Here is a 26,157-nt window from a genome sequence, read left to right as displayed (position 1 = left end):
AACCTTCTGCCGCGCCCCTCAGGCGCGGCAGGTGCCATCCCCGGTGACCAGATATTTGAAGCTGGTCAGTTGCTCGGCCCCCACCGGGCCGCGCGCATGCATCTTGCCGGTGGCGATGCCGATTTCCGCCCCCATGCCGAACTCGCCGCCATCCGCGAACTGGGTGGAGGCGTTGCGCATCAGGATCGCACTGTCGAGCCGCTGGAAGAACCGCGCCGCCACCGCATCATCCTCGGTCAGGATGCTTTCGGTATGGCTCGATCCATAGCGGCGGATATGGGCAATCGCGCCGTCCACGCCATCGACCAGCTTCGCCGCGATAATCATGTCCAGAAACTCGCGCCCGAAGTCTTCGGGCGCCGCCTGCACCGTGCCCGGCACTGCCAGCAATTCGCCCTCGGTCCGCACCTCGACGCCCGCCTTCACCAGATCCTCGATCAGCACCGCGCCGTGGCGGGCATAGAAGGCCCGGTCGATCAGCAGACATTCGGCCGCGCCGCAGATGCCGGTGCGCCGGGTCTTGGCGTTCAGCACCACGCGCCGCGCCTTTTCCAGATCGGCGGCCCCGTCCGCATAGATGTGGCAGATGCCCTCCAGATGCGCGAAGACCGGCACCCGCGCCTCACGCTGCACAAGGCCCACCAACCCCTTGCCACCACGCGGAACGATCACGTCGATGAACGCCACGGCCTGCAACATGGCCGAAACCATGGCCCGGTTGCGTGTCGGCACCAGCTGAATCGCCGCTTCCGGCAGACCGGCGGAACGCAGCCCTTCCACCATGCAGGCATGGATCGCCCGCGAGGAATGAAAGCTTTCCGACCCGCCGCGCAGGATCACCGCATTCCCGGCCTTCAGGCACAGCGCACCCGCATCCGCCGTCACATTGGGGCGGCTTTCATAGATCACGCCGATCACGCCCAGAGGCGTCGCCACCCGCTGGATATGCAGGCCCGTCGGCCGGTCCCATTCCGCCAGAACCCGCCCCACAGGATCAGGCTGTTCGGCAATGGCGCGCAGCCCCTCGACGATGCCCCCGATCCGGCCCTCGTCCAGCGTCAGCCGGTCCATCATGGCGGGCGTCAGCCCCTTTTCGGCGCCATAGGCCAGATCCTCGGCATTGGCGGCGATGATCGCGGGCACGCTCGCCGCCACCGCATCGGCAGCAGCCAGCAGCGCAGCGCGTTTGGCTTCGGCTGGCGCGAAGGCAAGCTCCGCCGCAGCTTCGCGGGCCTTCGCCCCGATCTCCTGCATCAGCTTGCCTGCGTCTTCCATCCTCAGCCCCTTTTGCTTCTCGCAGAAATACTCCACGGGGGTCCGGGGGCGTGAAGCCCCCGGGATCTCCCTCCGCGTCTAGATCACCATATCGTCGCGGTGAACCAGCGCCGCCCGCCCCTCATACCCGAGGATCCCGGCAATATCACTTGACCGATGCCCGGCAATCGCCCGCGCCTCGTCCGACGTATAGCGGATCAGCCCGCGCCCCAGCGCCGCGCCGTCGGGACCAATGATCCCCACCGGCTCGCCCCGGCCGAACGCACCCTCGACCGCTGTCACCCCCGCTGGCAGCAGGCTCTTGCCCGACCTGAGCGCGGTGACAGCCCCGGCATCGACCCGGACCCTGCCCTTTTCCTTCATCGCATTGATCCAGCGCTTGCGCGCGACCTGCGGATCAGCCTGCGCCACAAACCAGGTCCGGTTCGCACCCTCCGCCAGCGCCTTCAGCGGTCGCGGGACCGAGCCCTCCATGATCGCCATGGCGCAACCGCCCGCCACGGCGGTCTTGGCCGCCATCAGCTTGGTCTTCATCCCGCCCTTCGACAGGCCCGAAATCGGATCGCCCGCCATTGCCTCGATCTCCGGCGTGATGGTCTCCACCAGATCGAAGCGCTGCGCCGTCGGGTCTTCCTTCGGATTCGCCGAATAGAAACCGTCGACATCGGACAGCAGGATCAGCTGATCCGCCCCCGCCGTCACCGCGATCTGCGCCGCCAGCCGGTCGTTGTCGCCAAAGCGGATCTCGTCCGTCGCCACCGTGTCATTTTCATTCACGATGGGCACGACGCCCAGCCCCAGCAGTGTCTCCATCGTGGCGCGGCTGTTCAGATAACGGCGGCGGTCCTCGGTATCTTCCAGCGTGACCAGAACCTGCCCGGTGGTGATCCCATGCGGCGCCAGCACTTCCTCATAGGCACGCGCCAGCCGGATCTGCCCGACCGCCGCGGCGGCCTGCGATTGTTCCAGCGTCAGCGCCCCGGCGGGCAGGCCAAGGATCATCCGCCCCAGCGCGATGGAGCCGGAGGACACCAGCACCACCTGTGTTCCGCGCAGCTTGGCTTCGGCCACATCCAGCGCCAGCGCGGAAAGCCAGCCCTGCCGCAGCCCCTTCTGCCGGTCCACCAGCAGGGCCGAGCCAATCTTGATCACCAGCCGCCGCGCCGCGCGCACATCGGGCGCGGCGATCTGCATCAGGGCTGCCACGGCTTCACCTCCACCGGCATGCGGGATTTGCGGTCTTCCATGATCTCGGCATGGATCGCGCGCAGCGCATCCTTGATGCCCTCGCCCGTGGCGCCTGAAATCAGATGCACCGGCCCGCCGCTGGCTTTCTCCAGCGCGCGTTTGCGGGTGCCGATGGTTTTCTTGTCCAGCGCGTCAATCTTGTTCATCGCAAGGATGCGCGGCTTGTCCGCCAGCTCTTCGGCATAGGCTTCCAGCTCACCCACGATGGTGCGGTAATCCTTGGTGATGGTCGACGACGTGCCATCCACCAGATGCAGCAGGACCGAACAGCGTTCGACATGGGCAAGGAACTGGTCGCCCAGACCCCGCCCCTCTGACGCGCCCTCGATCAGCCCCGGAATATCGGCCATGACGAATTCATGCCCGTCGATCCCCACCACGCCCAGGTTCGGCACCAGCGTGGTGAACGGGTAATCCGCGATCTTCGGCCGGGCGTTGGACACGGCGGCAAGGAATGTCGACTTGCCCGCGTTGGGCAGGCCCACCAGCCCGGCATCGGCGATCAGTTTCAGGCGCAGCCAGATCGTGCGCTCCACCCCTTCCTGACCCGGATTGGCGCGGGCGGGCGCGCGGTTGGTCGAGGTCTTGAAATGCAGGTTGCCGAAGCCGCCGTTGCCGCCCTTGGCCAGCAACACCTTCTGCCCGACCTCCACCAGATCGGCCAGAACGGTCTCCTCGTCCTCGTCGATGATCTCGGTTCCGACCGGGACTTTCAGCACGATGTCATCGCCGGTCTTGCCGGTTTTCTGGTTGCCCATGCCGGGCTGGCCCGACTTGGCGAAGAAATGCTGCTGGTAGCGGAAGTCGATCAGCGTGTTCAGCCCCTCGACTGCCTCGGCCCAGACCGAGCCGCCATTGCCGCCGTCGCCGCCATCCGGGCCACCAAATTCGATGAACTTCTCGCGCCGGAACGAGACGCAGCCCGATCCGCCGCCGCCCGAGCGGATATAGACTTTGCAGAGATCGAGGAATTTCATGGGCGAGCCCCTTCGGGATTGGATGATTGGCGATAGCCGCGAAGCCGCGCGGGCGCAAGCAGGGCTTGCGTTTCAGGGCGCTGGCGGAGGTGCGGCGCGGTCGTCAAGACGGCGCTGCATGAACACGAGGTCCAGCCAGCGCCCGAATTTTTGCCCGACCTCGGGCATACGGCCGGTTTCCACGAAACCGGCGCGGGCATGAAGGTGCAGCGAGGCGGTATTTTCCGAGGTGATGGCGGCAACCATCTCGTGCTTGCCACAGGCGCGGGCACGATCTGTCAGAACCTGCAACAAGGCCAGCGCCACGCCGCGCCCGCGCGCCTCGGGTGCGACATAGACCGAGTTTTCCACCGTGGCCCGGAACCCGTCAAACGGGCGCCAGTCGCCGAAGCTGGCATAGCCCAGCACCGCCGCGCCTTCGGCCGCCACCAGCACCGGATAGCCCAACTGCCCGCGCATCTGCATCCAGGCGATGCGGTTCGCGGCATCGACCTCGCCCTCCATCAGAATGGCGGTCGTGTTGCGCACGGCATCATTGTAGATGGCGGCGATACCGGCGGCATCGTCGGGCGTGGCGTCACGGATGGCAAAGGGTGCGGTCATGGTGCCGCATCCTGCCCGTTTCCAGCCGCGCGGTCCAGCCGCAGCAGAACCGTCGGATGCAGGCCGATGCGTGCCGGGCTTTCCCCCTCGCCCCGGCCGGTCTCAACGAAGCCAAGCCCCCGCAACAACCGCAGCGAGGCTGCGTTGTCGGCGAAGACGGTGGCACTCAGCGACGGCAGGCCGAAACGGGCAAAGGCACTGGCGATCAGCGCCTGCAACGCCTCGCGCGCATAGCCCTTGCCCCATTCGGCGGGGTCCAGGAACAGGCCGATCTCTGATGCCTTGCGCTGAAGCTGCACGACACCAATCAGCCGCCCATTGCGCCAGACACCCAGCCTGAAGCCGGGACAGCCGCGCCACGGCAGCGCCTCGACCCAGGCGCGCACCACATCCTCGGGCCAGGGAGACAAGAGGCTGCCCGTGTTGCGCGCCACCACCGCCTGCCCGCCGATCCGGGCCAGCGGCGCAATGTCGCGCGGCACCTCCAGAGGCGCCAGCCGCAGATGCGGCGTGTCGATCACCAGCGGATTGCGCGCGGCCCATGTGTCACGGTCCAGCATGAACACTCGCTGTTCGACCTCGGCACCCCGCGCACGGGCGAATTGCATCGCCCTACCCCGTTCACGAAACCCTGCCTTTTCAAGTACATGCGCCGAAGTCGCATTATCTGCAAAACACCGCGCGGGCAGGTCGCCCGCCTCCGGGTCCGCGAAATGCGCCGCCAGAACGGCGGCCAGTGCGGCGGAGGCATGACCCCGCCCCTGCGCCTCGGGCACAATCCAGTAGCCGGGGCCATCGGGTTTCAGGGCGATCAGGCCGACGAAGACCCCCGCATCCTCAATGGCCCAGACCGCGTTCTGCGGCGCGGTAGCCAGCCAGTCGCGGAAGTCAGCCACGCCATAGGGATGCGGCACCGAGGTCAGCCAGCCGGCAACCTCGATCCGCGACAGCGCCGCCACGACGGCGGCCTCGTCCTGTATCGTCAGGGGGCGGAGCAGTCTCCGCCCCGCGTTCAGCCGGGCGGAGAGGGTCATGCTATCCTCTCAGTCCAGCTTGCGCAGGTAGGTCCAGGTCGGAACCCTGGAATTGCGGGCGACCGAGAAGGTTTCCGCATCGCCAAGATACTGGAACCCCGCATTGGTCAGGACACGGGCCGAACCCGGATTGTCCTGAAACACCTCGGCAAAGATGGTGCGGTTCTTCTGCGGATTGGCCATCACCAATGCGCGCACCGCCTCGGACGCAAAGCCCGTGTTCCAGAAGGCAGGTGCCACCCAGTAACCGATCTCGCTTTGATCGCGGTTGAACTGCGCCTCGTCCATGCGCTTGAGGCTGATGACGCCCAAGACCTCGGCCAGACCATGCGCAGATCCGTCCAGCACCCAGACCTCTTCGCGCCCGTCATGCGCCATGGCACGGCTCACGAAGTTCTCGGCCGCGCCTGGCGGAAGCGGATGCGGGATCGAGCGGGTCGCCTCGGCCACGCGGCGGTCGCCCGCATACATGGCAAACAGGCCCGCATCGGATTTTCGGACCGGGCGCAGCACGAAACGGCCTGCGCCGATCACACCGTCGACAACCTGGCCAAAGCCGGTGATCCCGGTGAAATCCTGATCCTTCGCAATCACATCCAGCTTCATCGCTTCCCTCCTTCGAAGCGCCCCCGGGCGCAAACCGGCGCCCATCGCACGAATAACTTCAACTCTCCCCCTTCCCGCGACTTGGGGCCGGGGTCTTTCCGGCACAAGGGCTGCCAAAGCCGCCATGGCCGTTTTTTCCCCTTCCTGCCGCACACTGGCGGCGAAAATGAGGAAAGGGGCCGGCCTTTCGGCCGACCCCCTTGTTACAAGCCAGTTGTAACGGTTCGGCTTACTCGGCCGCCTCCGCAACCGGGAGGACCGAAATGAAAGTGCGGCCCTTGAGGCCCTTCTTGAAGGTGACGCGGCCTTCGACAGTGGCAAAGATCGTATGATCGGTGCCCATGCCGACGCCTTCACCCGGGAACCAGGTGGTGCCACGCTGACGGACGATGATGTTGCCCGGAATGGCAGCCTGGCCGCCATACAGCTTCACGCCAAGACGACGACCGGCCGAATCACGACCGTTGCGCGAGGAGCCGCCTGCTTTCTTGTGTGCCATGGGGTGTTACTCCTTATTTCGCCGGTGCGTTGTTATGCGCGGCGCGGCGGGCATCGGCGGTGCCGGTGGCAGCCATGACGCCCGATTTATCGGCACCCGAGGACAGCACGTCGGTCACGCGCAGCAGGGTGAGCTGCTGACGATGGCCTTTGGTGCGCTGCGAGCTGTGCTTGCGGCGACGCTTGACGTAGTGGATGGTTTTCTCGCCCTTGATCTGGGCAATCACCTCGGCCTGCACGGCAGCGCCGGCAACGGTCGGAGCGCCGAGGGTGACGGTTTCACCGCCCACCATCAGGATTTCGTTGAACTGGACTTTGTCGCCAGCATTGGCCGCGAGCTTTTCAACGCGCAGGATGTCACCAGCCTGCACCTTGTATTGCTTGCCGCCCGTCTTGAGGACCGCGAACATGGGTCTTTCCTTTTCGAACTTCCGCATCCTGTGGCCCCGCCCCGTTGCCGGTTTGGTGTTGCCGGGTTTCCCTGCCTCGGACAGCGCGCCCCTCGGGGGCGAAGATGAGAATAAGCCCGCTGACTCGGACCGAGCCTTCGGGATGCGCGCTTATCGGGGATCAGGGATACGAAGTCAACACCCGTGCGGGCGGACTTTGTCTGTCGCGGGCTTCGGGGTATGCTGGGGCATGATCCGCGCCGACACATATCCCTGCCTGACCCGATCCGCCGCCGCCGTCAACCGCCGGTGGCCGCAATGACCATGCTGCCCGGACAGATCATCCGGCAGGCCAGGCAGGCCCGGATGCACAGCCTGGTCTCGCCGATGCCCGCGCTGATCGAAGTGCGCCGTGGTGTCAAAGAGGTGATCACGGCAGGGCAGCGGCTTGCGGTGCCCGAGGGCGGGCTGGTCCTGCTGCCCGAGGCATTGCCGATGACCATTTGCAATATCCCCGACGGTCGCGGTGGATACGAGGCCCGCGCCCTGCCCCTGCCACGCACCGCGATCGAGGCGGCGATGGCGCGGCTTCCGGCCACACCACGCCCCGCTTCGGCCAGACCGATGCCGCTGGCCGCCCTTCCTGAACCGGCTGCGACCCTGCTTGGCGGTTTCTTTGCGCCCTCGCCTTTCGCGGTTCTGCCCGCCGATGTGCTGGCGCTGCGGCTGGAGGAACTGGCGCTGTGGCTGGCGCTGGACGGGGCGGTTCTGCCGCCCCCCGGCCCCGTCCGGCTGTCAGACCGGCTGCGCGCCCTGATCGCCGCCGATCCGGCTGCCGACTGGACGGCGAACAGCGCCGCCAGTCAGATGGCGCGCAGCCCCGCCACCCTGCGCCGTCATCTGGCCGCCGAGGGCACCAGCTTTGCCGTCCTGCTGCGCGATGCCCGGCTGACGCAGGCGCTGGGGATGCTGCAATGCACCGCCTTCCCGGTGTCGCGGATCGCCGCCGAAGTGGGCTATGCCTCGCCCCAGCAGTTTGCGGCGCGCTTCCGGGCGCGGTTCGGCCTTGCACCGCATGAAATCCGCCTCCCGCTGTCCGAGGATGAGCGGAACGGGGCAGAGCCTGCGCGGAACGGGGCCATGCCGGGGGTCACGACCGGCTAGAAGGACGCATCCCCAGCAACAGGAGATTGCAATGCGTTCCTTCTATCCCGTCCTTCTGGCCGCCAGCCTGATCGCCAGCGGCGCCGAAGCCGATATGGTGCTGACCTCGGATGCGCTTGGCACAGGCACGCTTGGCATGGATCAGGTGTTCAACGGGTTTGGCTGCACCGGCGGCAATATCTCGCCCGATCTGGCATGGCACGGCGCGCCCGAGGGCACCGGGGCCTTCGTCCTGATGATGCATGACCCCGACGCGCCGACCGGATCAGGCTGGTGGCACTGGTCGGTGGCCAATCTGCCCGCCGATGTGACCGGCCTGCCTGCGGGCGCCAGTGGACATATGCCCGATGGCGCCGTGGAAACCGCCACCGATTTCGGGACCACGGGGTTTGGTGGCGCCTGCCCGCCCGAAGGCGATGCGCCGCATCATTACACGGTCACGCTTTACGCCCTGCCCGCGCCCCTGCCCAAAGGCGCGCTGGCCAGCCCCGCGATGATCAGCTTCATGGCCCGCGCACAGGCGTTGGGCAGTGCCAGTCTGACCGCGACCTACGGCCGCTGACCGGCCCCGCGTCAGATGTCTTCGCCCAGCATCTGACGCCCCGCTGCAAGGCCGAGTTCAGTGCTGATGCGGACGAACATGCCATCGAATGCGGCGAAGACCGCCGCATTCAGCCGCTTGCCCTCGGGACTTTCGGAAAACCGCTGATAGGCTTGCAGTTCCTCATCCGACAGCGGCTGATAGGCCAGCGAGAGATAGGGCCAGAGCCAGTCCTCCGCCTCGGAGCGCACCTGCGCCTCCTGCCCCCAAACCTCGGCCAGCATGTCGGCTTCGGACATGGCATCGCCAAAGGCACCGCCCGCATTGAGCCCGCGATAGAAGGCTAGATTGGCATTCATCGCGCCCATGACATTCATCTCGACCAGATCATTGGCCTCGGCGAAACGGTGCAGCGCCTCAAGCCGGGGGGCGCCTTCGGCCTCCATCCGGGCGACGGCGGCCTGCGCGGCCTCCTCCACCTTGTCATCCAGCAGCGCCTGACGTGCCTCGATCTCCAGCGACAGGATCTTCTGGCCTCGCGCATCGCCGAAGAAGGCCTCCGCAGCCGCAATGACCTCCGGTGCGCCGGTGAGTTCCCGTGCCAGCGCGGTCTCGAACTCGGCCTGCATCCGCCCGGGGTCATAGATATGCGAGACCAAAGCCTCCCAGGCTGCAGGCGCCTTGTCGGGCAGCATCTCGGTCTTCAGCGCGGCACCATAGTCCAGCCCCTCTGCCCGCATGACCGCGATCAGCTCGTCAATGTGCAGGGTTCGGGTCAGCTCGGTCAGCCCGGCCGGAATAGAAGCCCCCGCCGCCGGCGCCCCGGTCGGCGCCTCGGCATGGGCAAGCGGCGCCTGCCCCATCGCCAGCATCACGGCCAGAATCGCCACGGGGCCGCAGAATTTCGACACGGGCCTACCTCCTGCCACATCGGGCCCGTTTGCGGGCCGCAGGTCCAGAGCTAACCCGTCGCCACGCCTTTGCCAACCAGCCCGGCCACATCTTCACGTGATCGCACCGCGAGACGCAAGCACCCGAAGGGATTTCCGCCCCATTCCAGCAACTTGACGCAATTTTCAACTTTTCTGTGAAAGGGGTCTTGCAAGCCCCCGAATGCTTCGTTAAATCCCCGCTCCACGACGATCCCTGACGCGGAGAGGTGGCAGAGTGGTCGAATGCGGCGGTCTCGAAAACCGTTGTCGGTTTGCGCCGACCCAGGGTTCGAATCCCTGTCTCTCCGCCACTTGCTTCCATTTAACCTATTGAAATAGCTGACAAATCTGCGACTTCACGTCGTCAGCTTCCACCATTCTTTCCCCCATTTGGCGGCGGATTGACGCGGAAATGTAATGCGACAGAAACAGGGGGCCATAAGAGGCGGTGCCACGCCTGAAGCGTCGTTACCTGTCGTAAGGTGTCCCGAGCCGTCTTAAGCCAATAAAATAAGGCATTTATCGATAGGCGCAGCGAGATTGGCACTATGGCTTACCTGTATGTCCACGATGGGACATCGGACAAAATTAGGGGGCCAAAAGCGCGAACCAGTCCAGTGACGGTTTCCGAAGGCTCCTGCGGGCGCTCTGTTGGAAAACCGCGTTTAGCCCAACGATACAAGGCGTTTTCGAGCCACAGTGCCCTTTTGGCGGGAAGTCTCCGACTGGCCGTAGGATGCAACTAGCGCGCGCTTTCTGTAACGCGACAAAAACATAGGGGTTTTTAAGAGAGTGCGTTGCCCTATCCGTCGCTAGGTGTCGTTACCCGTCGCCAGCCGTCTTTCCTCAATAAAATAAGGCGCTTGCCGAGGCTGTGAGGCTCTGGTTGATAGCTGACACGCAAATTTGCAGTGTTTTACACTGAAAGTTGCAGCAGCGCAATTTTGCGGCTGATTGTTCGTGTGCGGGTTTCGGGGTTTAGTCAGTCTGGCGTTCGTGATTCCGTGGTCTGGGCGGCGGGGATCGAACCCGCGACCAGCGGCACCCAAAGGCGTCGCGCTACCTCCTGCGCCACGCCCAGAACGATGCACCTTTTGCACCACAATTCGAGACACAATAATACGGCCAAAGACCATAAAAACACAGAAGATTTTATGATGATGGCGGACAGTGAGGGATTCGAACCCTCGAGACGGTTCCCCGCCTACACACTTTCCAGGCGTGCGCCTTCGACCACTCGGCCAACTGTCCGTTGCAGCCGTATAACCGCAGTTCCGGGACGGGTGCAAGGGGCTGCGGTGCGGTTCTGTATCACCGGCTCCGCCCTTCGGTCATGCGGCGGCGATTGCGGTGCGGCGACCGCGCAATTCGCTGACGACATCGGGCATGTAGCCCTGCTCGATCAAACGCAGATCGGCACAGCGACGCACGCTGCTGTCCGGCAGGAAGGACATTTCAACCAGATCCCCGACATCGATCCGCAGCGGTGCAGTGCCCGCGGCCGGCCCGTCGTAATGCGCCAGATCACGATGATCGGAACACCAGACAATCGCCCGGCCTGTGCGATGGCAGTTCCAGATCACGACCCCAAGCATCTGACACTCCGTCTCCGAACAGGTTGCGCCAACTTCGGGCAAGCTTGCCCTTTCAATCATTTATGCACAGGCTCTTTGACGCTGCATGTGGAATTCCGCATCAATACCGTGGACAAGCCTGCGATTTTGTTTCAGGAGTGACGCTGAACAGCGTCAGACCACCGCCCGAGGGTTGACCCATGGCCAAGGCCCCCCTGTCACCGACCGAAGTCCGTTCGATCTTCGGCCGCAATCTGCGCGAACTTTGCGACGGTGGGCCGCCGATCTCGGTCCTGTGCCAGCAGATCGGGATCAACCGCACGCAGTTCAACCGCTACCTCGCGGGGGAGGCCTTCCCGCGTCCCGATATCCTTGCACGGATCTGCACCCATTTCGAGGTGGATGCGCGCATTCTGCTGGAACCGCTGGAAGATCTGCGCCGGTCAATCCCCGACCGCTTCCTGCTGGAGATGCGCGACAAGCTTCTGATCGGAAGATCGCGCCCCGTGGACCCCGAGGTCTTGCCGGACGCGGTTTACAGATTCTGGCGCAAGTCCTTCATGTTTCAGGGAAAAATCGTCACCAACGTTGCCCTGATCCGCACGCGCGACGAGGTCACCCTGTTCAAGGGATTCGAGGAAAATCTGCTGGCCCAGCAGGAAAATCCGAATGCGCGCCGCTTCCCCCGGCTGGCCTATTTCGGCCTGGTACGGCAGCATCTCGATGGCGTGTCGATCTATTGCCAGGACCGGCAGAACCAGTCGAACATCAATTTCTTCGAATTCGGGCTGGAGGGGAACATGCGCTTCTACCCCGGATTCTCGCTTCTGGTGCGTCGGCGCATTGACGGGATGAACCGGATGACGGCAGCCGTGCTGGAGCGCCTGCCCCATGATCCGGCGCTGTGGCGGGCCATCGTGCGCCAGGATACCGTGCATGACATGAGTTATGCCCCCCCGATCATTCAGCGGGCGCTGAGCCGCATTCCTGACGGGTTGTGAACGCGCCCTGACGCGAAAGCGCATCAGTCGCCCCGCGCAGCCGTTGTGACGCGCTGTCGCGTCAATCCGCCAGTGTGAGGCTGACCCGACGGTTCTGGCGGCCCTTGTTCTCGATCTTGCCGATCTCGACGCGGCCGATCTCGGCCGTGCGGGCGACATGGGTGCCGCCACAGGGTTGCAGATCGACCTGGCCTGCGCCCTGCCCGATCCGCACCAGCCGCACCCGTCCCTGACCGGCGGGCGGGCGGACCGACATGGTTTTCACAAGCCCCGGATTGGCGGCAAGCTCCGCATCGGTGATCCATTGCTCGCCCACCGGCAGATCGCGGTCGATCAGCGCATTCAGCGCCTCATTCAGCGCCCCGACATCGGCGGGCGGTTCGGGCATGTCGAAATCCAGACGCCCGCGCTCGGCCCCGATCTGGCCGCCGGTCACCGGCAGGGGGATCACGACCGACAGCAGGTGCAGCGCGGTATGAACACGCATGTGACGATGCCTGCGCTCCCAGTCGAGATACTGCCGCAGGCTGGTGCCCACCGGAGGCAAAGGGCGCGGCTCTGCCGCCACCAGCGCGATCTGTGCGGGCCCGACCTTGACCGCCGTCGCAATGTCCAGCGTGCCGCCCTGCCATTCCAGCCGCCCGCTGTCGCCCGGCTGCCCGCCGCCCGTGGGATAGAAGATCGAGGCATCCAGCACGATGCCGCCCTCAGGCGTATGCGCCAGCACCTGCGCGGGCGCATCGCGCAGATAGGCATCCTCGCGGAACAGCAGGCGTGTGTGCGTGTCGGTCATCGTTCTGTCCCGTCGTCGAAATCCGGTATCTCGTCTGCGCGCGGATCGGCTGGCGGGTCAAGCTGTATATCGTCGCGCTGACGCGGTTGCGGTCGCGCGGCAGAGCCGTCGCCATCAGCGGGGGCCACGGGTCCGGCACCGCCCACCGCAGCCCGCAGCCCGGCCAGCGCCTCGGCCACCGCCTCGGGGTTGCGCAGCCAGATGTCGCGCTGCGAAAATGGCATCGCCACGCCCTCTTCGCGGAAGCGGCGCACGATGGCGTGATTCACTTCGGTCCGAACCGACAGCGAGAAATTCACGTCGCGGATGATCATGCGGATCTCGAAGTTCAGCGCATCCGCACCAAGCCCCATGAAGGCCACGCTGGGCGGCGGCTCCAGCACCACAAGCGGATGCGCCTCTGCGATCTCGCGCAGGATGCGGGCCACCTGTTCGGTGTCAGAGCTGTAATCCACACCGACGGGCACGATGACCCGCCCGGCCAGGCTGAACCGCGTCCAGTTCGTCACCTGCTGGCTGACCAGATCGGCATTGGGCACGATCACATCCGAGCGGTCGAAGGTCTGGATGCGGGTCGAACGCACAGAGATCGACTTGACCGTGCCGGTCACGCCGCCAACCTCGATCCAGTCGCCCTCGCTGACCGGACGTTCGATCAGCAGGATGATGCCGGAAACGAAGTTCTGCACAATGTTCTGAAGGCCGAAACCGATACCGACCGACAGGGCGGAGGCGACGATGGCCAGACCCGACAGGTCGATCCCGGCGGCGGAAACCGCGATCAGCGCGGCAAGAAAGATCCCCACATAGCCGGTGCCCGAGACGATGGCGTTGCGCCCACCCTGATCCAGCTTGGTCTTGGGCAGGATCGAGCTGCGCAGCGCGCTCTGGAACAGCCGGGTGGCGCCGTAGCCGATGATGAACAGGATCAGGAAATAGACGAAGTTCGACGGTGATATCCGCGTCTCGCCAATGGTGAACCCTTGGGCAAAGCGGTTCCACAACTCGCCCAGATCCTCGATCCTCGCGCCCCAGATCAGGGCGAAGACCGGCAGCGACACCAGCGTCAGCAGAAAGCCCGCCAGCACCGGCAGCAGCCCCTGCCCGGCGGTATCCTCGTCACCCGGCACCACGGCGCCCCAGAGGTCGCCGATCAGTTGCACAAGGATCAGCAGCAGGCCGATCAGGAACAGCGAGGCCGTGGCCGGGAACAGCAGCGCGCTGGCGGCAGAGCTGTAGCCGATCAGCGCCAGAACGGGCGCGACAACGGCAAGTGCGATGACGAATTTCGCGATGATCTGGATCAGGCTCAGCCGGAAGCGTCCGGCATCTGCCGCCCCTGCCACGGACCCGTCGCTGGCCTGCTGACCCGCACAGCGGTTCACCAGATGACCAAAACGCCACAGCGTCAGGCTGAGCAACAGCTGCAACGGCAGGCTCATCACCGGAACCGCAGCTTCGCTCAGCTGCGCAGGCGGGAAGATCGCGGTTTCCAGCGAGCCAAGGCCGAGCAGCAGCCCCATGAACTGCACATGAAAGCGCGCCTCGATCCGGGTCTGCACCGGAAAGCCCAGCGGGCCGCCATCATCGGGATGTTTCGGGAAGACCCGCGCCGCCAGCCAGATGCCGGTGAACAGGGTGATGCCGGTCAGCACCAGCCCCTCGACCATACTGGCCGCCATGCCGGTGAACATCTTCGACGCCAGTGCCGCCACCGCGACCATGATCACACCCACCGAGGGCACGACGATCTGGCCCAGCGAGGCGATGAAGGCAAGCACGCGGCTCCAGCGGCCGGATCGGCTGGGGCCCTGCAACCAGTTGGCAAAGCGTTCGATCCAGACGCGGCCACGCCAGATCAGCACCACCGCCATGACCAGAAGAATACCGATCACCGGCAGGGTATCGAACATCTCGGCCCGGCGGTCGGCGCGCTGCCAGTTGTTCGTCAGGTCGCGCCAGATCGTTGCGCCGGTATCGCGCACGGCAATGGCCGCATCCTCCCAGTTCGCCGGATTGGCCGGGCTGGGCCAGAGCTTGAGCAGTTGCTTGGCCTGCCGGTCGCGCAAAACGGCGTCGATCTGCGCAATCAGCCCGTTGGCCCGGCGATAGGCCTCTTCCGCCGCGCGCCCCGGCGCCTCAAGCCGCGACAGCTCCTCCGAAAGGTCGCGCCGACGCTGCGCGATTTCCGGCGCCTCGGACTGGCCTTCGGCCGGAACCGGCCCCAGGGCAGAGATCTGGTCGCGAAGGCGGGTGATCCGCGAACTGTTGGCAGTCTGCGCAGTCTGGAATTTGGTGCGCCAGGCAACAAGCTGGCCACGCAGAAGTTCCAGCCCGTTGTTCGAGGTATTGGCATCGGCCAGAGCGCGGTCGGCGCGCTGGCCCATCTGTTCCCAGGCCGCGTAATCGACCTTGGCGCTGTCAGGCGTCGAAACCGTGATCGACTTGCCGCCGGTCGTCGACCCGGCGGTCTGGCTCTTGCTCAGCCCTCCCGTCGCGGGGGCGGCGCCCGCCCCGACCTTCGCCGCATCTATCGCCGGTTCGGCGGGCGGTTGGCCCTGCGGTTCTGCGGGTGCCGGTGTTTCTGCGGGTGACTGTGTTTCTGCGGAAGCAGGCGCATCGGTGCCCTGCCCTTCCTGGGCATATCCGGCGCCCGCACCGACGCCGGACGCCAAAGCCAGAACGAAGGCCAGAACCGCGAGCGGTTGTGACCGCAGGAACCCCGGACGAACCATTGCGATCAGGCGTCCTGATAGACTTCGGGCAGACGGCGCCCGGCATCGTCCAGCCATTCCGGCACCGGCAGCCCCTTGTCCTTCAGGAAGGCGGGGTTGAACAGCTTGGACTGGTAGCGCGTGCCATAGTCGCAAAGCACGGTGACGATGGTATGGCCCGGCCCCATCTCGCGCGCCATGCGGATGGCGCCCGCCACGTTGATGCCGGACGAGCCGCCAAGGCACAGCCCCTCTTCCGACAGCAGGTCAAAGACAATGGGCAGCGCCTCGGCATCGGGGATGCGATAGCTGAAATCAGGGGTGAAGCCTTCGAGGTTGGCGGTGATCCGCCCCTGACCAATCCCCTCGGTGATCGAGGAGCCGGGCGAATCCAGCGTGCCGGTGGTGTAGAAGGCATGCAGCGCCGCGCCCTCGGGATCGGCCAGACCGATCTTCACGCCCTTCGGCTGCAAGGCCATGCCAACACCGGCGAACGTGCCACCCGACCCCACGGCGCAGATGAACCCGTCCACCTTGCCGCCGGTCTGTTCCCAGATCTCCGGCCCGGTGGTTTCGATATGTGCCTGACGGTTTGCGGTATTGTCGAACTGGTTCGCCCAGATCGCGCCGTTCGGTTCAGTCCGCGCCAGTTCTTCGGCCAGACGACCGGAATAACGGACATAGTTGTTCGGGTTCTTGTAAGGCGCCGCAGGCACCTGCACCAGTTCGGCCCCGGCAAGGCGCAGCATGTCCTTCTTTTCCTGGCTCTGCGTCTCGGGGATCACGATGACGGTGCGGAAGCCCATCGAGGCGCCGACCAGGGCAAGTCCGATGCCGGTATTGCCCGCCGTGCCCTCGACAATCGTGCCGCCAGGCTTCAGCAGGCCGCGCGCCACGGCGTCGCGGATGATGAACAGCGCCGCGCGGTCCTTCACCGACTGGCCCGGGTTCATGAACTCGGCCTTGCCGAGGATCTCGCAGCCCGTCAGCTCGCTCGCCTTGCGCAGGCGGATGAGGGGGGTATTGCCGATCGACGCGGCAAGATCGCTAGAGACACGCATGAATGGCTTCCTTTGTTGCGTCCCATAGGTTTAGGGTCGAAGGGGGAGGAACTCAAGAACCGCAGCGGCATGTGCGGTCGCCGAACCGGAATGCAGGAGGGATTTCCGCCACTTCCCCCTTGGTTTCCGAACAAAAATCCATGAAAAAGAAGCTAGGGCAAAACCCGATCCCCGATTTTGGAAAACTTTTCTTACCAATTTCGGCAAACTGAGGTATGAGCGCCGCAAAGGCGCCTTTATATGGGGGGATCTACGAGATGAAGAGCCTGCTGGCAGTCTCTGCCGCGATAGACCGTATCAACGAGTTTATAGGAAAATCAGTCATGTGGCTGATCCTGGTTGCCGTCATCATCAGCGCGGCGAATGCCATCGTTCGAAAGGCGTTCAGCACCTCGTCAAATGCCTGGCTGGAAATGCAGTGGTATCTGTTCGGCGCCGCCTTCCTGCTGGCTGCGGCCTATACGCTGAAACAGAACGAACATGTGCGCATCGACATCGTCTATGGCCTGTGGTCGCGGCGCGTGCAGCACTGGATCGACCTGCTGGGCCATCTGCTGTTCCTGATGCCCTTCGTGCTGCTGATGGTCTGGTATCTGGTGCCCTATGTACAGCGCTCGGTACGCATCGGCGAGGTTTCCACCAATTCGGGCGGTCTGATCCTCTGGCCCGCCAAAGCCCTGCTGCTGGCAGGCTTCGTGCTGCTGGCGTTTCAGGGCGTCTCTGAAATCATCAAGAAAATCGCGGTGATGCGGGGCGTGATACCCGATCCCTCTCCCTTCGTGTCCTCCCATGCGGCAGCGACGCTGGAAGGTGAGGAAATGGCGCGGGAGAACGTCAAATGATGGAATTCATCGCGCTGAACCTTGCGCCGATCATGTTCGTGTCACTGGTGGTGTTTCTGCTGCTGGGCTATCCGGTGGCGTTCTCGCTGGCGGCGAACGGGCTGTTGTTCTTCTTCATCGGGGTCGAACTCGCCCCCCTGTCCGGTGGGGCGATCAATCTTGACTGGCCTCTGCTGAACACGATGCCGAACCGGCTGTGGGGGGTCTTGTCGAACGAGACATTACTTGCCATCCCCTTCTTTACCTTCATGGGGATCGTGCTTGAACGATCCGGCATGGCCGAGGATCTGCTGGATACGATCGGTCAACTTTTCGGGCCGGTTCGTGGCGGTCTTGCCTATGCGGTGATCATCGTGGGCGCGCTGCTGGCGGCGACGACCGGCGTGGTGGCGGCCAGTGTGATCGCGATGGGCCTGATCTCGCTGCCGATCATGCTGCGCTATGGCTATGACCGTTCCATCGCCTCCGGGGTCATCGCGGCTTCGGGCACCCTGGCACAGATCATCCCGCCCAGCCTCGTTCTGATCGTTCTGGCCGACCAGCTTGGCCGTTCGGTGGGTGACATGTATGCCGGTGCCCTGCTGCCCGGTCTGGTGCTGACCGGCATTTACCTCGGTTATGTGCTGGTGATGTCGATCCTCCGGCCAAAGTCGATGCCCGCCCTGCCGCTGGAGGCGCGGACACTCGGCTCGGGCGTCACCTCGCTGCTGGTGGCCATCGTGGTCGGCGCGGCACTGTCCTATGCTGCCTTCCACTGGCTGCACCCCAAGGTCGGCACCAATGCCGACATCTATGCGCCTACCATCGGCATCGGCCTGGTCTATCTGGCGGCTCTGCTGGACAAGGCGCTGAAAATCGGCGTCATGTCGCGTCTGGCGCAACAGGTGATCATCGTGCTGATCCCGCCGCTCGCGCTGATCTTCCTCGTGCTCGGCACCATCTTCCTCGGCATTGCGACGCCAACCGAGGGCGGCGCCATGGGCGCGGTGGGCGCCATGGTTCTGGCGGCGGCCAAGAAGCGGCTGACCCTGCCGGTCATCAGCCAGGCGCTCGCCTCGACCACCCGCCTGTCTGCCTTCGTCATGTTCATCCTGCTGGGGGCACGGGTCTTCTCGCTGACCTTCTATGGCGTGAACGGGCACCTCTGGGTGGAACACCTGCTGACCTCGCTTCCGGGCGGGCAGATGGGCTTCCTGATCGTGGTGTCGGTGCTGGTGTTCTTCCTGGCCTTCTTCCTCGATTTCTTCGAGCTGGCCTTCATCATCGTCCCGCTGCTTGTTGCCCCGGCTGAGGCGCTGGGGATCGACCTGATCTGGCTGGGCGTCATCCTGGGCGTGAACATGCAGACCTCGTTCATGCACCCACCCTTCGGCTTTGCGCTGTTCTTCCTGCGCTCGGTCGCGCCGCGTCTGCCCTACATCGACAAGGTAACCGGCAAGGAAACTGCTCCGGTGACGACAGGGCAGATCTACTGGGGGGCCGTACCCTTCGTGTTCATCCAGATCGTGATGGTGGCCGTCGTGATCGGCTTCCCGGGGCTGGTGATGCACTACAAGGGCAAGCCGGTGGATACCACCAATGTCACCATCACCCTGCCGCAGATGCCGAGCCTCGGCGGCGGCGGACTTGGTGGTGGTCTGGGTGGTGGTCTCGGCCAACCGGGTAGCCTGGGTGGCGGCCTGGGTCAGCCGAATCTCGGCGGCACTCCGGCCCCCGCCCCCGGCCAGCCCGCGCTGGGTCAGCCCTCACTCGGCCAACCCTCTCTGGGCCAGCCGTCTCTGGGCCAACCCTCTTTGGGCGCGCCTGCCATCGGGCAACCGGAACCCCAGCCGCAGAACTGATCGCGACCCCTTGCGACAGCACAAAGGCCCCTCCCCACCGGGAGGGGCCTTTTCCATCTCAGCGCATCACATCAGATCGCGCCCCGGACCGTGACAAAGAAAAACCCCCGGTCCTTCCGAACCGGGGGAGAGGTTGTTCGCGCCGGATGACCCCCGGCTACGAAACGGGGAAGACTTACAGCTTGCCCGCGTTCTGTTGCATCATCATGAAGGTGTCGTAGTTGTATTCGGCGATCTGCGCCCAGGTGTAGTTCTCCGAACGGAACGCCTTGATCGACTGCCAGATCTTCGCGAAGGCCGGGTTGGTGGCCTCCATGTCGGCATAGACCTCATTCGCGGCGTCGAAGCAGGCGCTCAGGATCTCGGGGCTGAACGGACGCAGCTGCGTGCCATTGGCCACGAGGCTCTTGATCGCGGTCGGGTTCTTGTAGTCGTACTTTTGCAGCATGTCGGCATCGACACCCTGGCAGATCGAACGCAGCAGCGACTGATAGTTCTTCGGCAGCCCCTCATAGGCGGCCTTGCCGAACATGAAGTGGACGGTCGGGCCACCTTCCCACCAGCCGGGATAGTAATAGTAGGGCGCCACCTTGTAGAAGCCCAGCTTCTCGTCGTCATAGGGGCCGACCCATTCGGCGCCGTCGATGGTGCCTTTTTCCAGCGACGGATAGATGTCGCCGCCGGCGATCTGCTGCGGCACGACGCCCAGCTTTTCCAGCACTTTGCCCGCAAAGCCGCCAACGCGGAACTTCAGGCCCTTCAGATCCTCGACGGTGTTGATTTCCTTGCGGAACCAGCCACCCATCTGCACGCCTGTGTTGCCACCCGGCAGCGCGAAGATGTTCTTGTCGGCCAGGAATTCGTTGTAAAGGTCGATCCCGCCGCCATGGTAGTGCCAGGCATTGATGCCGCGCGCCGACAGCGAGAACGGCACAGCCGCCGCCACCGCCCAGGTCGGGTCTTTGCCCCAGTAATAGTAACCGACGGTGTGGCAGGCCTCGATGTTGCCCGCGCTCACCTCGTCAGCGGCCTGCAGGCCCGGAACCAGTTCGCCCGCCGGGAAGCACTGGATGGTGAAATTGCCGTCCGTCGCTTCGGAAATCCGCTGCGACAGCACTTCGGCCGCCCCATAGATCGTATCCAGCGACTTCGGGAAGGACGAGGTCAGGCGCCACGTCACCTTCGGAGCCTCCTGCGCCAGCGCCGGTGCCGCAAGCCCCCCGGCTGCCAAACCGCCAAGACCCGCATTCCTCAAAAACTTCCGACGATCCATCCGTTCCTCCTCATTGCACAACGCGGCCGGATCTGCCGCGCCATCGGTGTCGACGGGCAGCCTAGCGGCCCCAAACGGGTTTGAGAACCGTTTTCTGCGCGGCAAGATGGCATTCGGTAAGGTTTTCTTACCACAGGGCAAAAAACATGAAATGACCTTACGGCACCCTGAGCTGCCCTGCCCGTTCGCGCGGCAACTGCCCGCGAATGCGACAGCGCGGCAGGTTCAGCCCCCCGCGACCGGGGTCCAGATCACGTAGTCGATCCGGGGCGCATGGGTCGCCAGCATCACCAGCCGGTCGAACCCCAGTGCGATACCACTGGCCGCAGGCATGAAGGCGAGCGCTGCCAGAAAATCCTCGTCGAGCGGGTAACGTTCGCCGTAGATGCCCTGCTTCTCGTCCATCTCGGCCTCGAAACGGCGGCGCTGTTCGGCAGGGTCGGTCAACTCGCCAAACCCGTTCGCCAGTTCCACCCCGCAGGCATAGATCTCGAACCGTTCCGCCACGCGGGCGTCATCGGCGCAACGCCGCGCCAGTGCGGCCTCGGCGGTCGGGTAGCGGTCAAGGATCGTCGCGCGGCCATGGCCCAGATGGGGTTCGACCTTTTCCACAAGGATCTTGGACAGCAGGAAAGACCAGGTGTCGTCATCCCGCACCTCGATACCTGCCGCGCGCGCCTGCGCACGCAAGGCAGCGGCATCCGTCTCCGCCCCGTCACAGGTCGCGAGCAGGTCAATCCCGGCGAAACGCCCGAACGCCTCGGCCACCGACAGTCGTTCCGGCGCCGCGAAAGGATCACAGGTGATGCCGCGATGCTGCAACGTGGTGACCCCCGCCGCCTCGGCGGCAAGCCGCAGCATCGCCGCGCAATCCTCCATCAGCACCGTGTAATCCTGACCCACGCGATACCATTCCAGCATCGTGAATTCCGGGCTGTGCAGCGCCCCGCGCTCGCGATTGCGCCAGACATGCGCGAAAGCAAAGATCCGTTCCTCCCCCGCCGACAGCAGCTTTTTCATCGCAAACTCGGGCGAGGTATGCAGATACATCTGAACCGGCAGCCCGTCGTTGCCAATGGCCTCGGTGGCAAAAGCGTGCAGATGGGCCTCATTGCCGGGACTGACCTGAAGCGCCACCGGATCGACCTCAAGGAAATCCTGCCCCGCGAACCAGCCGCGCAGCGCGGCCTGAAGGCGGGCACGCGCCAGCAGCGCGGGGCGGCGGTCGGCGTGGCGCGCGGGGTTCCACCAGGGTGTCGGGCTCATTTCGCGGGCTTTTCTCTGGAAATCGGGTCGCGGATGGTTTAGGCGCTTCGCCATCCGGGCGCCAGAGCCTGTCTCAATTCCAACCAAGGACCGTAACAATGGCTAAAGTGATCGCCTCTTCGATCCGCAAGGGCAACGTGATCGACCTCAACGGCGTGCTGCATGTCGTGATCGCCGCCGAAAACGTGCATCCGGGCAAGGGCAACTCGGTGACCCAGGTCGAGATGCGCCGCATCTCGGATGGCGTGAAAGTGCAGGAGCGCTGGCGGACCGTGGACAGCGTGGAAAAGGCGCATGTCGACGAGAACGAATTCGACTTCCTCTATGAGGATGGCGAAGGCTTCCACTTCATGAACCCCGAGAGCTATGAGCAGATCGCAGTGTCCGAGGATGTCGTCGGCGATGCCAAGGTCCACCTGCGCGACGGTATCCGCGTCTGGATCCTGACCCACGAGGGCGTGGCACTGTCGATCGAACTGCCGCAAAAGGTTACCGTCGAGGTTGAAGAGACCGAGCCGGTCGTCAAGGGTCAGACCGCCTCGTCCAGCTACAAGCCCGCGATCTGCACCGGCGGTATCCGCGTGATGGTTCCGCCGCATATCGGCGTCGGCACCCGCATCGTGATCAACACCACCGACAACAGCTATGTGGAACGCGCGAAGGAGTGATCCTTTCCCTTTCCGCTGACTTGCAGGGCCCGGAGGCATCTCCGGGCCTTTTGCATGGGCCTGCCGTCGCGCCACGGCTTGACCCGCGCCCCGATTCCCGGCCACCCATCCCCTGCCCACGCAAGGAAGATGCCGATGCATATGGTGAACCGGACCTTTGACGAAATCGCCGCAGGCGACAGCGCCGAAATCCGGCGGCTGGTGACACCCGACGATCTTTATGTCTTTGCCGCCGCCTCGGGGAACTATAACCCGATGCACCTGCCCAATGCCGATACCGATGGTGATGGCCACCCCGAACAGATCACGCCGGGGATGTTTCTGGGCGCGCTGATCTCCGGGGTACTCGGCACGCAACTGCCCGGCCCCGGCACGCTTTACCTGCGGCAGACGCTGGATTTTCATGCCCGTGCCCATGCGGGCGATGAACTGGTCTGCCGCGTCACCGTGCTGGAAAAGTGCGCGGGCAACGTTCTGCGTCTGGGGACCGAGATCCGCCGCACCGGCGACGATGCGCTGCTGCTGTCGGGCGAGGCCGAGGTACAGGCGCCCACGGTGAAATTCCGCCGCGACGATATCGAGGTTCCGGGCCTCATCGTGCAGCGCCACCGGCATTTCGATGCGCTTCTGGATCGCGCACGACCTCTGCCCGCGCTGCCCACAGCCGTGGTCTGCCCCGATGACGCCAATTCACTGGGCGGCGCGCTGCTGGCGGCGCGGGAAAGCCTGATCACCCCCATTCTGATCGGCAAGGCGGCCGCGATCCGCACGGCGGCGGCGGAAACCGGCGCCGATATTTCGGGGTTCGAACTGATCGACGTGACCTCGGGCGATGCGGCGGCCTCGGCCATGGCCTGCAAGCTGGTGCATGAAGGCCGCGCGGCCGCAGTGATGAAGGGGCACCTTCATACCGAAGACCTGCTGCGCCCGATGCTCGACCGCGACACAGGCCTGCGCATCGGCCGCCGCTTCACCCATATCTTCGTCATGGATGTGCCGGGCCAGCCGCAGCCGGTGATCGTGACGGATGCCGCCATCAATATCGCGCCCGACCTCACCACCAAGATGGACATCTGCCAGAACGCTATCGACCTCGCGCTGTCACTGGGGATGGAGCCGCGTGTCGGCGTGCTGAGCGCGGTGGAAACCGTGACCCCCGCCATCCAGTCCTCCATCGACGCGGCGCTGCTGTCGAAAATGGCCGAGCGCGGCCAGATCAGGGGCGGGCTGGTCGACGGGCCGCTGGCGATGGACAATGCGGTGGATATCGGCGCGGCCCGCACCAAGGGTTTGCAGGGCGGCGTGGCAGGGCGGGCCAACATCCTTGTCGTGCCCGACATCGACGCGGGCAATATGCTGGCCAAGCAGCTCGCCTTCATCAGCCATGCAGAAGGCGCGGGGCTGGTGATGGGCGCGCGGGTGCCGGTGATCCTCAACTCCCGTTCAGACAGCCCGATGTCGCGGCTCGCCTCCTGCGCGGTGGCTGCGCTGCACCATTTCGGCGCGGCACGGGCCTGAGACCGTCGCAGACAGGCGCGGCCCTGTCGGCTCCGGCCTTGACGGATGGCGGCTTCGGGCCGATCCAAGGGCAGGAAAGACGGAGGCCGCGATGATCCTGCGCGAAAAACCCGGCACGGCAGAGCTGCTGTTCGCCCTGCGCGGTTCGGTCCTGCCGCATATCGCGCCGCAGCTTGCGCTGGTGGGCGTGCTGGCGGTGGCCGCAATGCTGTGGGATCACAACATCATGCCGCTGCCACATCTGAGCGCCACCCCCTTCGCGGTATTCGGCGTCGCCCTGTCGCTGTTTCTGGGTTTTCGCAACAATGCGGCCTATGACCGCTGGTGGGAGGCACGCAAACTTTGGGGCGGGCTTCTGGCCGACAGCCGCAGCCTCGCGCGCGAAGCGGATCTGTTTCTCGACGACACCGAGACCCGGATGCAGTTGCTGCTGTCGATGCGTGATTTCCTGCATCTGCACCGCAGTGCGCTGCGCGGCCTGCCGCTGGCAGCGGGCGAAGGCCCGGATGCGACGCTGGACGCGATGAACAGCCTGCTGGCCGAGGCCCGCCGCAACGGGCAACTGGACGGCTTCGGCGCCCGCACCCTTTCGGCCCGCCTGTCCGGCATCGCGCTTGCGCAGGCCGGGTGCGAGCGTATCCGCGCAACGCCGCTGCCCTACGTCTATTCCCTGCTGGTCTTCCGCACGAGCTGGCTCTACTGCCTGCTGCTGCCGCTTGCGCTGGTAGAACCTGCGGGCTGGCTGACGCCGGTCTTCGCGCTGATCGTGGCCTATACTTTCTTCGGCCTGGCCGAGGTGACCGAGGAACTGGCGCATCCCTTTGGCAATACAGCGAATGCGCTGCCGCTCGATGCAATCTGCCGTCTGGCCGAGATCGGCCTCGCGCCGCATCTGGGCGAAGCCGCGCCGCCACCCTTGCAGCCGGTGAACTTCCGGCTGGACTGAACCGCCTTCCCCATCGGAAAGCGCGCTTGCATCCCCCCCCGCTTCTGGTATGGAACGCGCGGTTTTAATGGCAGAACGGGGGTTGGCCATGCCGCTTCTGGTTATGAAATTCGGTGGTACCTCGGTGGGCGATCTCGCGCGGATCGAAAATGCCGCGAAGAAGGTGCAGCGCGAGGTCGAGCGTGGCTATGACGTGATCGTCATCGTCTCTGCCATGTCGGGCAAGACCAATGAACTGGTCGGCTGGGTCGAGGGCACGTCGAAGCTTTACGACGCCCGCGAATATGACGCGGTGGTGGCCTCGGGCGAGAATGTGACCGCCGGTCTGATGGCGCTGCGCCTGCAGGAGATGGGCGTGCCCGCCCGCTCCTGGCAGGGCTGGCAGGTGCCGATCAATACCACTTCCGCGCATGGGTCGGCCCGGTTCGTGTCGATCCCGCGCGAGAATATCGACGTGAAATTCGCCGAAGGCTTCAAGGTTGCCGTGGTCGCGGGTTTTCAGGGCCTGTCTGCCGAGGGCCGCATCACCACGCTGGGCCGGGGCGGTTCGGATACGACCGCCGTGGCCTTCGCCGCCGCCTTCGGGGCCGAACGCTGCGACATCTATACCGATGTCGATGGCGTCTACACCACCGACCCGCGCGTGTCCGACAAGGCGCGCAAGCTGAACAAGATCGCTTTCGAGGAAATGCTGGAGCTTGCCAGCCTCGGCGCGAAAGTGCTGCAAACCCGGTCCGTCGAACTGGCGATGCGCTACAAGGTGCGGCTGCGCGTGCTGTCGTCCTTCGAGGATACCGACGAAAACTCTGGCACCCTGGTCTGCGACGAGGAGGAAATCATGGAATCGAAAGTCGTCTCGGGCATCGCCTTCTCGCGCGAGGAAGCGAAGATCACCCTCTTCACCATCGAGGATCGTCCGGGCGTGGCCCAGGCCATCTTCGGCCCGCTGGCCGAGGCGGGCGTGAACGTCGACATGATCGTTCAGAACATCTCCGAGAAGGATTATGACGACAGCCACCCCGGCGCCGTCACCGACATGACCTTCTCCTGCCCGATCAACCAGGTCGAGCGCGCCAAGAAGGCGATGGAAGATGCCCGCGCCGCCGGCGTCATCAAATATGACGAGCTGATCATCGACACCGATGTCGCCAAGGTCTCGGTCGTCGGCATCGGCATGCGCAGCCATACGGGTGTTGCCGCCAAGATGTTCAAGGCGCTGGCCAACGAGGGCGTGAACATCAAGGTCATCTCGACCTCGGAAATCAAGATCTCGGTCCTTATCGACCGCAAGTATATGGAGCTGGCCGTGCAGGCGCTGCACGATGCGTTCGAGCTGGAAAAAGCCTGATCGCGGCCAAAGCTGACCCGAACGCCCCGCACTCTGCGGGGCGTT

24 protein-coding genes and 3 tRNA genes are annotated in these 26,157 nt (G+C 64.9%); 10 read left to right on the top strand and 17 right to left on the bottom strand.

Going from position 1 to position 26,157, the window contains the following annotated elements:
• Positions 1 to 18: 18 nt before the first annotated feature.
• The 8 genes from C8N34_RS14655 to rplU form a co-directional block, all read right to left on the bottom strand.
• Positions 19 to 1,275 (bottom strand): glutamate-5-semialdehyde dehydrogenase, encoded by a 1,257-nt coding sequence (locus C8N34_RS14655; RefSeq protein ID WP_108129444.1) that lies wholly within the window; start codon positions 1,273 to 1,275, stop codon positions 19 to 21.
• Between the two features lie 78 nt (positions 1,276 to 1,353).
• Positions 1,354 to 2,469 carry a glutamate 5-kinase gene (gene proB / locus C8N34_RS14650; RefSeq protein WP_054304500.1) on the bottom strand — a complete coding sequence of 372 codons (1,116 nt, stop codon included), beginning with the start codon at positions 2,467 to 2,469 and terminating at the stop codon, positions 1,354 to 1,356.
• Positions 2,469 to 3,500 carry a GTPase ObgE gene (gene obgE / locus C8N34_RS14645; protein WP_054304469.1) on the bottom strand — a complete coding sequence of 344 codons (1,032 nt, stop codon included), beginning with the start codon at positions 3,498 to 3,500 and terminating at the stop codon, positions 2,469 to 2,471. Before obgE ends, proB begins: the two co-directional genes overlap by 1 nt.
• Positions 3,501 to 3,572: 72 nt before the next feature.
• Complete coding sequence (locus C8N34_RS14640) at positions 3,573 to 4,103, bottom strand: GNAT family N-acetyltransferase (RefSeq protein WP_054304470.1); 531 nt, start codon at positions 4,101 to 4,103, stop codon at positions 3,573 to 3,575.
• Complete coding sequence (locus tag C8N34_RS14635; protein WP_108129443.1) at positions 4,100 to 5,137, bottom strand: GNAT family N-acetyltransferase; 1,038 nt, start codon at positions 5,135 to 5,137, stop codon at positions 4,100 to 4,102. The genes C8N34_RS14640 and C8N34_RS14635 overlap by 4 nt, the downstream gene beginning before the upstream one ends.
• Before the next feature lie 9 nt (positions 5,138 to 5,146).
• Entirely contained in the window at positions 5,147 to 5,743 is a 597-nt protein-coding gene (locus tag C8N34_RS14630; RefSeq protein ID WP_108129442.1) for a GNAT family N-acetyltransferase, read from the bottom strand.
• 229 nt (positions 5,744 to 5,972) lie between these two features.
• A complete protein-coding gene (gene rpmA / locus C8N34_RS14625; protein WP_054304472.1) occupies positions 5,973 to 6,242 on the bottom strand; it encodes a 50S ribosomal protein L27 in 270 nt (89 codons plus the stop codon).
• 13 nt (positions 6,243 to 6,255) lie between these two features.
• On the bottom strand, positions 6,256 to 6,651 hold the full coding sequence (gene rplU, locus C8N34_RS14620) for a 50S ribosomal protein L21 (protein WP_108129441.1): 396 nt from the start codon (positions 6,649 to 6,651) through the stop codon (positions 6,256 to 6,258).
• Positions 6,652 to 6,948: 297 nt separating this feature from the next.
• Here rplU and C8N34_RS14615 point away from each other — a divergent pair, with 297 nt between their 5' ends.
• Positions 6,949 to 7,794, top strand: a complete 846-nt coding sequence (locus tag C8N34_RS14615) for a helix-turn-helix transcriptional regulator (RefSeq protein ID WP_158640697.1) — start codon at positions 6,949 to 6,951, stop codon at positions 7,792 to 7,794.
• Positions 7,795 to 7,825: 31 nt separating this feature from the next.
• Positions 7,826 to 8,356 carry a YbhB/YbcL family Raf kinase inhibitor-like protein gene (locus tag C8N34_RS14610; protein WP_108129439.1) on the top strand — a complete coding sequence of 177 codons (531 nt, stop codon included), beginning with the start codon at positions 7,826 to 7,828 and terminating at the stop codon, positions 8,354 to 8,356.
• Between the two features lie 11 nt (positions 8,357 to 8,367).
• Here C8N34_RS14610 and C8N34_RS14605 read toward each other — a convergent pair whose 3' ends face one another.
• Positions 8,368 to 9,246, bottom strand: coding sequence for a DUF2059 domain-containing protein (locus C8N34_RS14605; protein ID WP_170120558.1), 879 nt, complete (start codon positions 9,244 to 9,246; stop codon positions 8,368 to 8,370).
• A 242-nt stretch (positions 9,247 to 9,488) separates the two neighbouring features.
• Between C8N34_RS14605 and C8N34_RS14600 the strand changes: the two genes are divergently transcribed.
• Positions 9,489 to 9,578 (top strand) — tRNA-Ser (locus C8N34_RS14600).
• 694 nt (positions 9,579 to 10,272) lie between these two features.
• Here the strand turns inward: C8N34_RS14600 and C8N34_RS14595 are convergent.
• The 3 genes from C8N34_RS14595 to C8N34_RS14585 all read right to left on the bottom strand — a co-directional run bounded on the left by C8N34_RS14595 (position 10,273) and on the right by C8N34_RS14585 (position 10,862).
• A tRNA-Pro gene (locus C8N34_RS14595) sits at positions 10,273 to 10,348 on the bottom strand.
• Positions 10,349 to 10,428: 80 nt separating this feature from the next.
• Positions 10,429 to 10,518: transfer RNA gene (locus tag C8N34_RS14590), tRNA-Ser, on the bottom strand.
• Between the two features lie 80 nt (positions 10,519 to 10,598).
• The gene (locus C8N34_RS14585; RefSeq protein ID WP_054304484.1) at positions 10,599 to 10,862 is read right to left on the bottom strand and encodes a hypothetical protein; all 264 of its coding nucleotides are present in this window, start codon (positions 10,860 to 10,862) and stop codon (positions 10,599 to 10,601) included.
• Between the two features lie 179 nt (positions 10,863 to 11,041).
• On the opposite strand from C8N34_RS14585, the gene C8N34_RS14580 reads away from it, so the two are divergent.
• Entirely contained in the window at positions 11,042 to 11,842 is an 801-nt protein-coding gene (locus tag C8N34_RS14580) for a helix-turn-helix domain-containing protein (protein ID WP_054304485.1), read from the top strand.
• 61 nt (positions 11,843 to 11,903) lie between these two features.
• Here C8N34_RS14580 and C8N34_RS14575 read toward each other — a convergent pair whose 3' ends face one another.
• The 3 genes from C8N34_RS14575 to C8N34_RS14565 are packed head-to-tail and all read right to left on the bottom strand — an operon-like array spanning position 11,904 to position 16,410.
• Positions 11,904 to 12,635: an alanyl-tRNA editing protein gene (locus C8N34_RS14575; RefSeq protein ID WP_108129438.1), complete on the bottom strand. Its 732-nt coding sequence runs from the start codon at positions 12,633 to 12,635 to the stop codon at positions 11,904 to 11,906.
• Positions 12,632 to 15,370, bottom strand: coding sequence for a DUF3772 domain-containing protein (locus tag C8N34_RS14570; RefSeq protein ID WP_158640698.1), 2,739 nt, complete (start codon positions 15,368 to 15,370; stop codon positions 12,632 to 12,634). Before C8N34_RS14570 ends, C8N34_RS14575 begins: the two co-directional genes overlap by 4 nt.
• Before the next feature lie 5 nt (positions 15,371 to 15,375).
• The gene (locus tag C8N34_RS14565; protein ID WP_054304488.1) at positions 15,376 to 16,410 is read right to left on the bottom strand and encodes a cysteine synthase A; all 1,035 of its coding nucleotides are present in this window, start codon (positions 16,408 to 16,410) and stop codon (positions 15,376 to 15,378) included.
• A 257-nt stretch (positions 16,411 to 16,667) separates the two neighbouring features.
• Here C8N34_RS14565 and C8N34_RS14560 point away from each other — a divergent pair, with 257 nt between their 5' ends.
• Positions 16,668 to 17,252, top strand: coding sequence for a TRAP transporter small permease subunit (locus C8N34_RS14560; protein WP_054304503.1), 585 nt, complete (start codon positions 16,668 to 16,670; stop codon positions 17,250 to 17,252).
• Positions 17,249 to 19,093, top strand: coding sequence for a TRAP transporter large permease (locus C8N34_RS14555; protein WP_108129436.1), 1,845 nt, complete (start codon positions 17,249 to 17,251; stop codon positions 19,091 to 19,093). Before C8N34_RS14560 ends, C8N34_RS14555 begins: the two co-directional genes overlap by 4 nt.
• A gap of 175 nt (positions 19,094 to 19,268) precedes the next feature.
• On the opposite strand, the gene C8N34_RS14550 is transcribed toward C8N34_RS14555, so the two are convergent.
• Together C8N34_RS14550 and epmA are read right to left on the bottom strand one after the other, a co-directional pair.
• Entirely contained in the window at positions 19,269 to 20,366 is a 1,098-nt protein-coding gene (locus C8N34_RS14550) for a TRAP transporter substrate-binding protein (protein WP_108129435.1), read from the bottom strand.
• Positions 20,367 to 20,591: 225 nt separating this feature from the next.
• Positions 20,592 to 21,632, bottom strand: coding sequence for an EF-P lysine aminoacylase EpmA (gene epmA, locus C8N34_RS14545; protein WP_108129434.1), 1,041 nt, complete (start codon positions 21,630 to 21,632; stop codon positions 20,592 to 20,594).
• 98 nt (positions 21,633 to 21,730) lie between these two features.
• Here epmA and efp point away from each other — a divergent pair, with 98 nt between their 5' ends.
• From efp to C8N34_RS14525, 4 genes are all read left to right on the top strand, one after another.
• Positions 21,731 to 22,300 carry an elongation factor P gene (efp, locus tag C8N34_RS14540; protein ID WP_054304491.1) on the top strand — a complete coding sequence of 190 codons (570 nt, stop codon included), beginning with the start codon at positions 21,731 to 21,733 and terminating at the stop codon, positions 22,298 to 22,300.
• Between the two features lie 135 nt (positions 22,301 to 22,435).
• Positions 22,436 to 23,818, top strand: a complete 1,383-nt coding sequence (locus C8N34_RS14535; protein WP_108129433.1) for a bifunctional enoyl-CoA hydratase/phosphate acetyltransferase — start codon at positions 22,436 to 22,438, stop codon at positions 23,816 to 23,818.
• Positions 23,819 to 23,909: 91 nt separating this feature from the next.
• The gene (locus C8N34_RS14530; protein ID WP_108129432.1) at positions 23,910 to 24,764 is read left to right on the top strand and encodes a bestrophin family protein; all 855 of its coding nucleotides are present in this window, start codon (positions 23,910 to 23,912) and stop codon (positions 24,762 to 24,764) included.
• Between the two features lie 88 nt (positions 24,765 to 24,852).
• Entirely contained in the window at positions 24,853 to 26,112 is a 1,260-nt protein-coding gene (locus C8N34_RS14525) for an aspartate kinase (protein ID WP_108129431.1), read from the top strand.
• The last annotated feature ends 45 nt before the right edge of the window (positions 26,113 to 26,157 follow it).

Origin of the sequence: Gemmobacter caeni (assembly GCF_003054195.1) — a bacterium.
Lineage (GTDB): Bacteria > Pseudomonadota > Alphaproteobacteria > Rhodobacterales > Rhodobacteraceae > Gemmobacter > Gemmobacter caeni.
This window is presented reverse-complemented; position numbering and strand designations above follow the sequence as displayed.

Bases quoted from the DNA above. Each gene is read 5' to 3' on its own strand.
- C8N34_RS14530 (WP_108129432.1), top strand. From the start codon at position 23,910: ATGATCCTGCGCGAAAAACCCGGCACGGCAGAGCTGCTGTTCGCCCTG.
- C8N34_RS14535 (WP_108129433.1), top strand. From the start codon at position 22,436: ATGCATATGGTGAACCGGACCTTTGACGAAATCGCCGCAGGCGACAGC.
- C8N34_RS14560 (WP_054304503.1), top strand. From the start codon at position 16,668: ATGAAGAGCCTGCTGGCAGTCTCTGCCGCGATAGACCGTATCAACGAG.
- C8N34_RS14615 (WP_158640697.1), top strand. From the start codon at position 6,949: ATGACCATGCTGCCCGGACAGATCATCCGGCAGGCCAGGCAGGCCCGG.
- C8N34_RS14655 (WP_108129444.1), bottom strand. From the start codon at position 1,275: ATGGAAGACGCAGGCAAGCTGATGCAGGAGATCGGGGCGAAGGCCCGC.
- C8N34_RS14640 (WP_054304470.1), bottom strand. From the start codon at position 4,103: ATGACCGCACCCTTTGCCATCCGTGACGCCACGCCCGACGATGCCGCC.
- C8N34_RS14570 (WP_158640698.1), bottom strand. From the start codon at position 15,370: ATGGTTCGTCCGGGGTTCCTGCGGTCACAACCGCTCGCGGTTCTGGCC.
- C8N34_RS14550 (WP_108129435.1), bottom strand. From the start codon at position 20,366: ATGGATCGTCGGAAGTTTTTGAGGAATGCGGGTCTTGGCGGTTTGGCA.
- C8N34_RS14555 (WP_108129436.1), top strand. From the start codon at position 17,249: ATGATGGAATTCATCGCGCTGAACCTTGCGCCGATCATGTTCGTGTCA.
- C8N34_RS14580 (WP_054304485.1), top strand. From the start codon at position 11,042: ATGGCCAAGGCCCCCCTGTCACCGACCGAAGTCCGTTCGATCTTCGGC.
- rpmA (WP_054304472.1), bottom strand. From the start codon at position 6,242: ATGGCACACAAGAAAGCAGGCGGCTCCTCGCGCAACGGTCGTGATTCG.
- C8N34_RS14585 (WP_054304484.1), bottom strand. From the start codon at position 10,862: ATGCTTGGGGTCGTGATCTGGAACTGCCATCGCACAGGCCGGGCGATT.
- proB (WP_054304500.1), bottom strand. From the start codon at position 2,469: ATGCAGATCGCCGCGCCCGATGTGCGCGCGGCGCGGCGGCTGGTGATC.
- C8N34_RS14565 (WP_054304488.1), bottom strand. From the start codon at position 16,410: ATGCGTGTCTCTAGCGATCTTGCCGCGTCGATCGGCAATACCCCCCTC.
- obgE (WP_054304469.1), bottom strand. From the start codon at position 3,500: ATGAAATTCCTCGATCTCTGCAAAGTCTATATCCGCTCGGGCGGCGGC.
- C8N34_RS14635 (WP_108129443.1), bottom strand. From the start codon at position 5,137: ATGACCCTCTCCGCCCGGCTGAACGCGGGGCGGAGACTGCTCCGCCCC.
- C8N34_RS14525 (WP_108129431.1), top strand. From the start codon at position 24,853: ATGCCGCTTCTGGTTATGAAATTCGGTGGTACCTCGGTGGGCGATCTC.
- rplU (WP_108129441.1), bottom strand. From the start codon at position 6,651: ATGTTCGCGGTCCTCAAGACGGGCGGCAAGCAATACAAGGTGCAGGCT.
- epmA (WP_108129434.1), bottom strand. From the start codon at position 21,632: ATGAGCCCGACACCCTGGTGGAACCCCGCGCGCCACGCCGACCGCCGC.
- efp (WP_054304491.1), top strand. From the start codon at position 21,731: ATGGCTAAAGTGATCGCCTCTTCGATCCGCAAGGGCAACGTGATCGAC.
- C8N34_RS14575 (WP_108129438.1), bottom strand. From the start codon at position 12,635: ATGACCGACACGCACACACGCCTGCTGTTCCGCGAGGATGCCTATCTG.
- C8N34_RS14610 (WP_108129439.1), top strand. From the start codon at position 7,826: ATGCGTTCCTTCTATCCCGTCCTTCTGGCCGCCAGCCTGATCGCCAGC.
- C8N34_RS14630 (WP_108129442.1), bottom strand. From the start codon at position 5,743: ATGAAGCTGGATGTGATTGCGAAGGATCAGGATTTCACCGGGATCACC.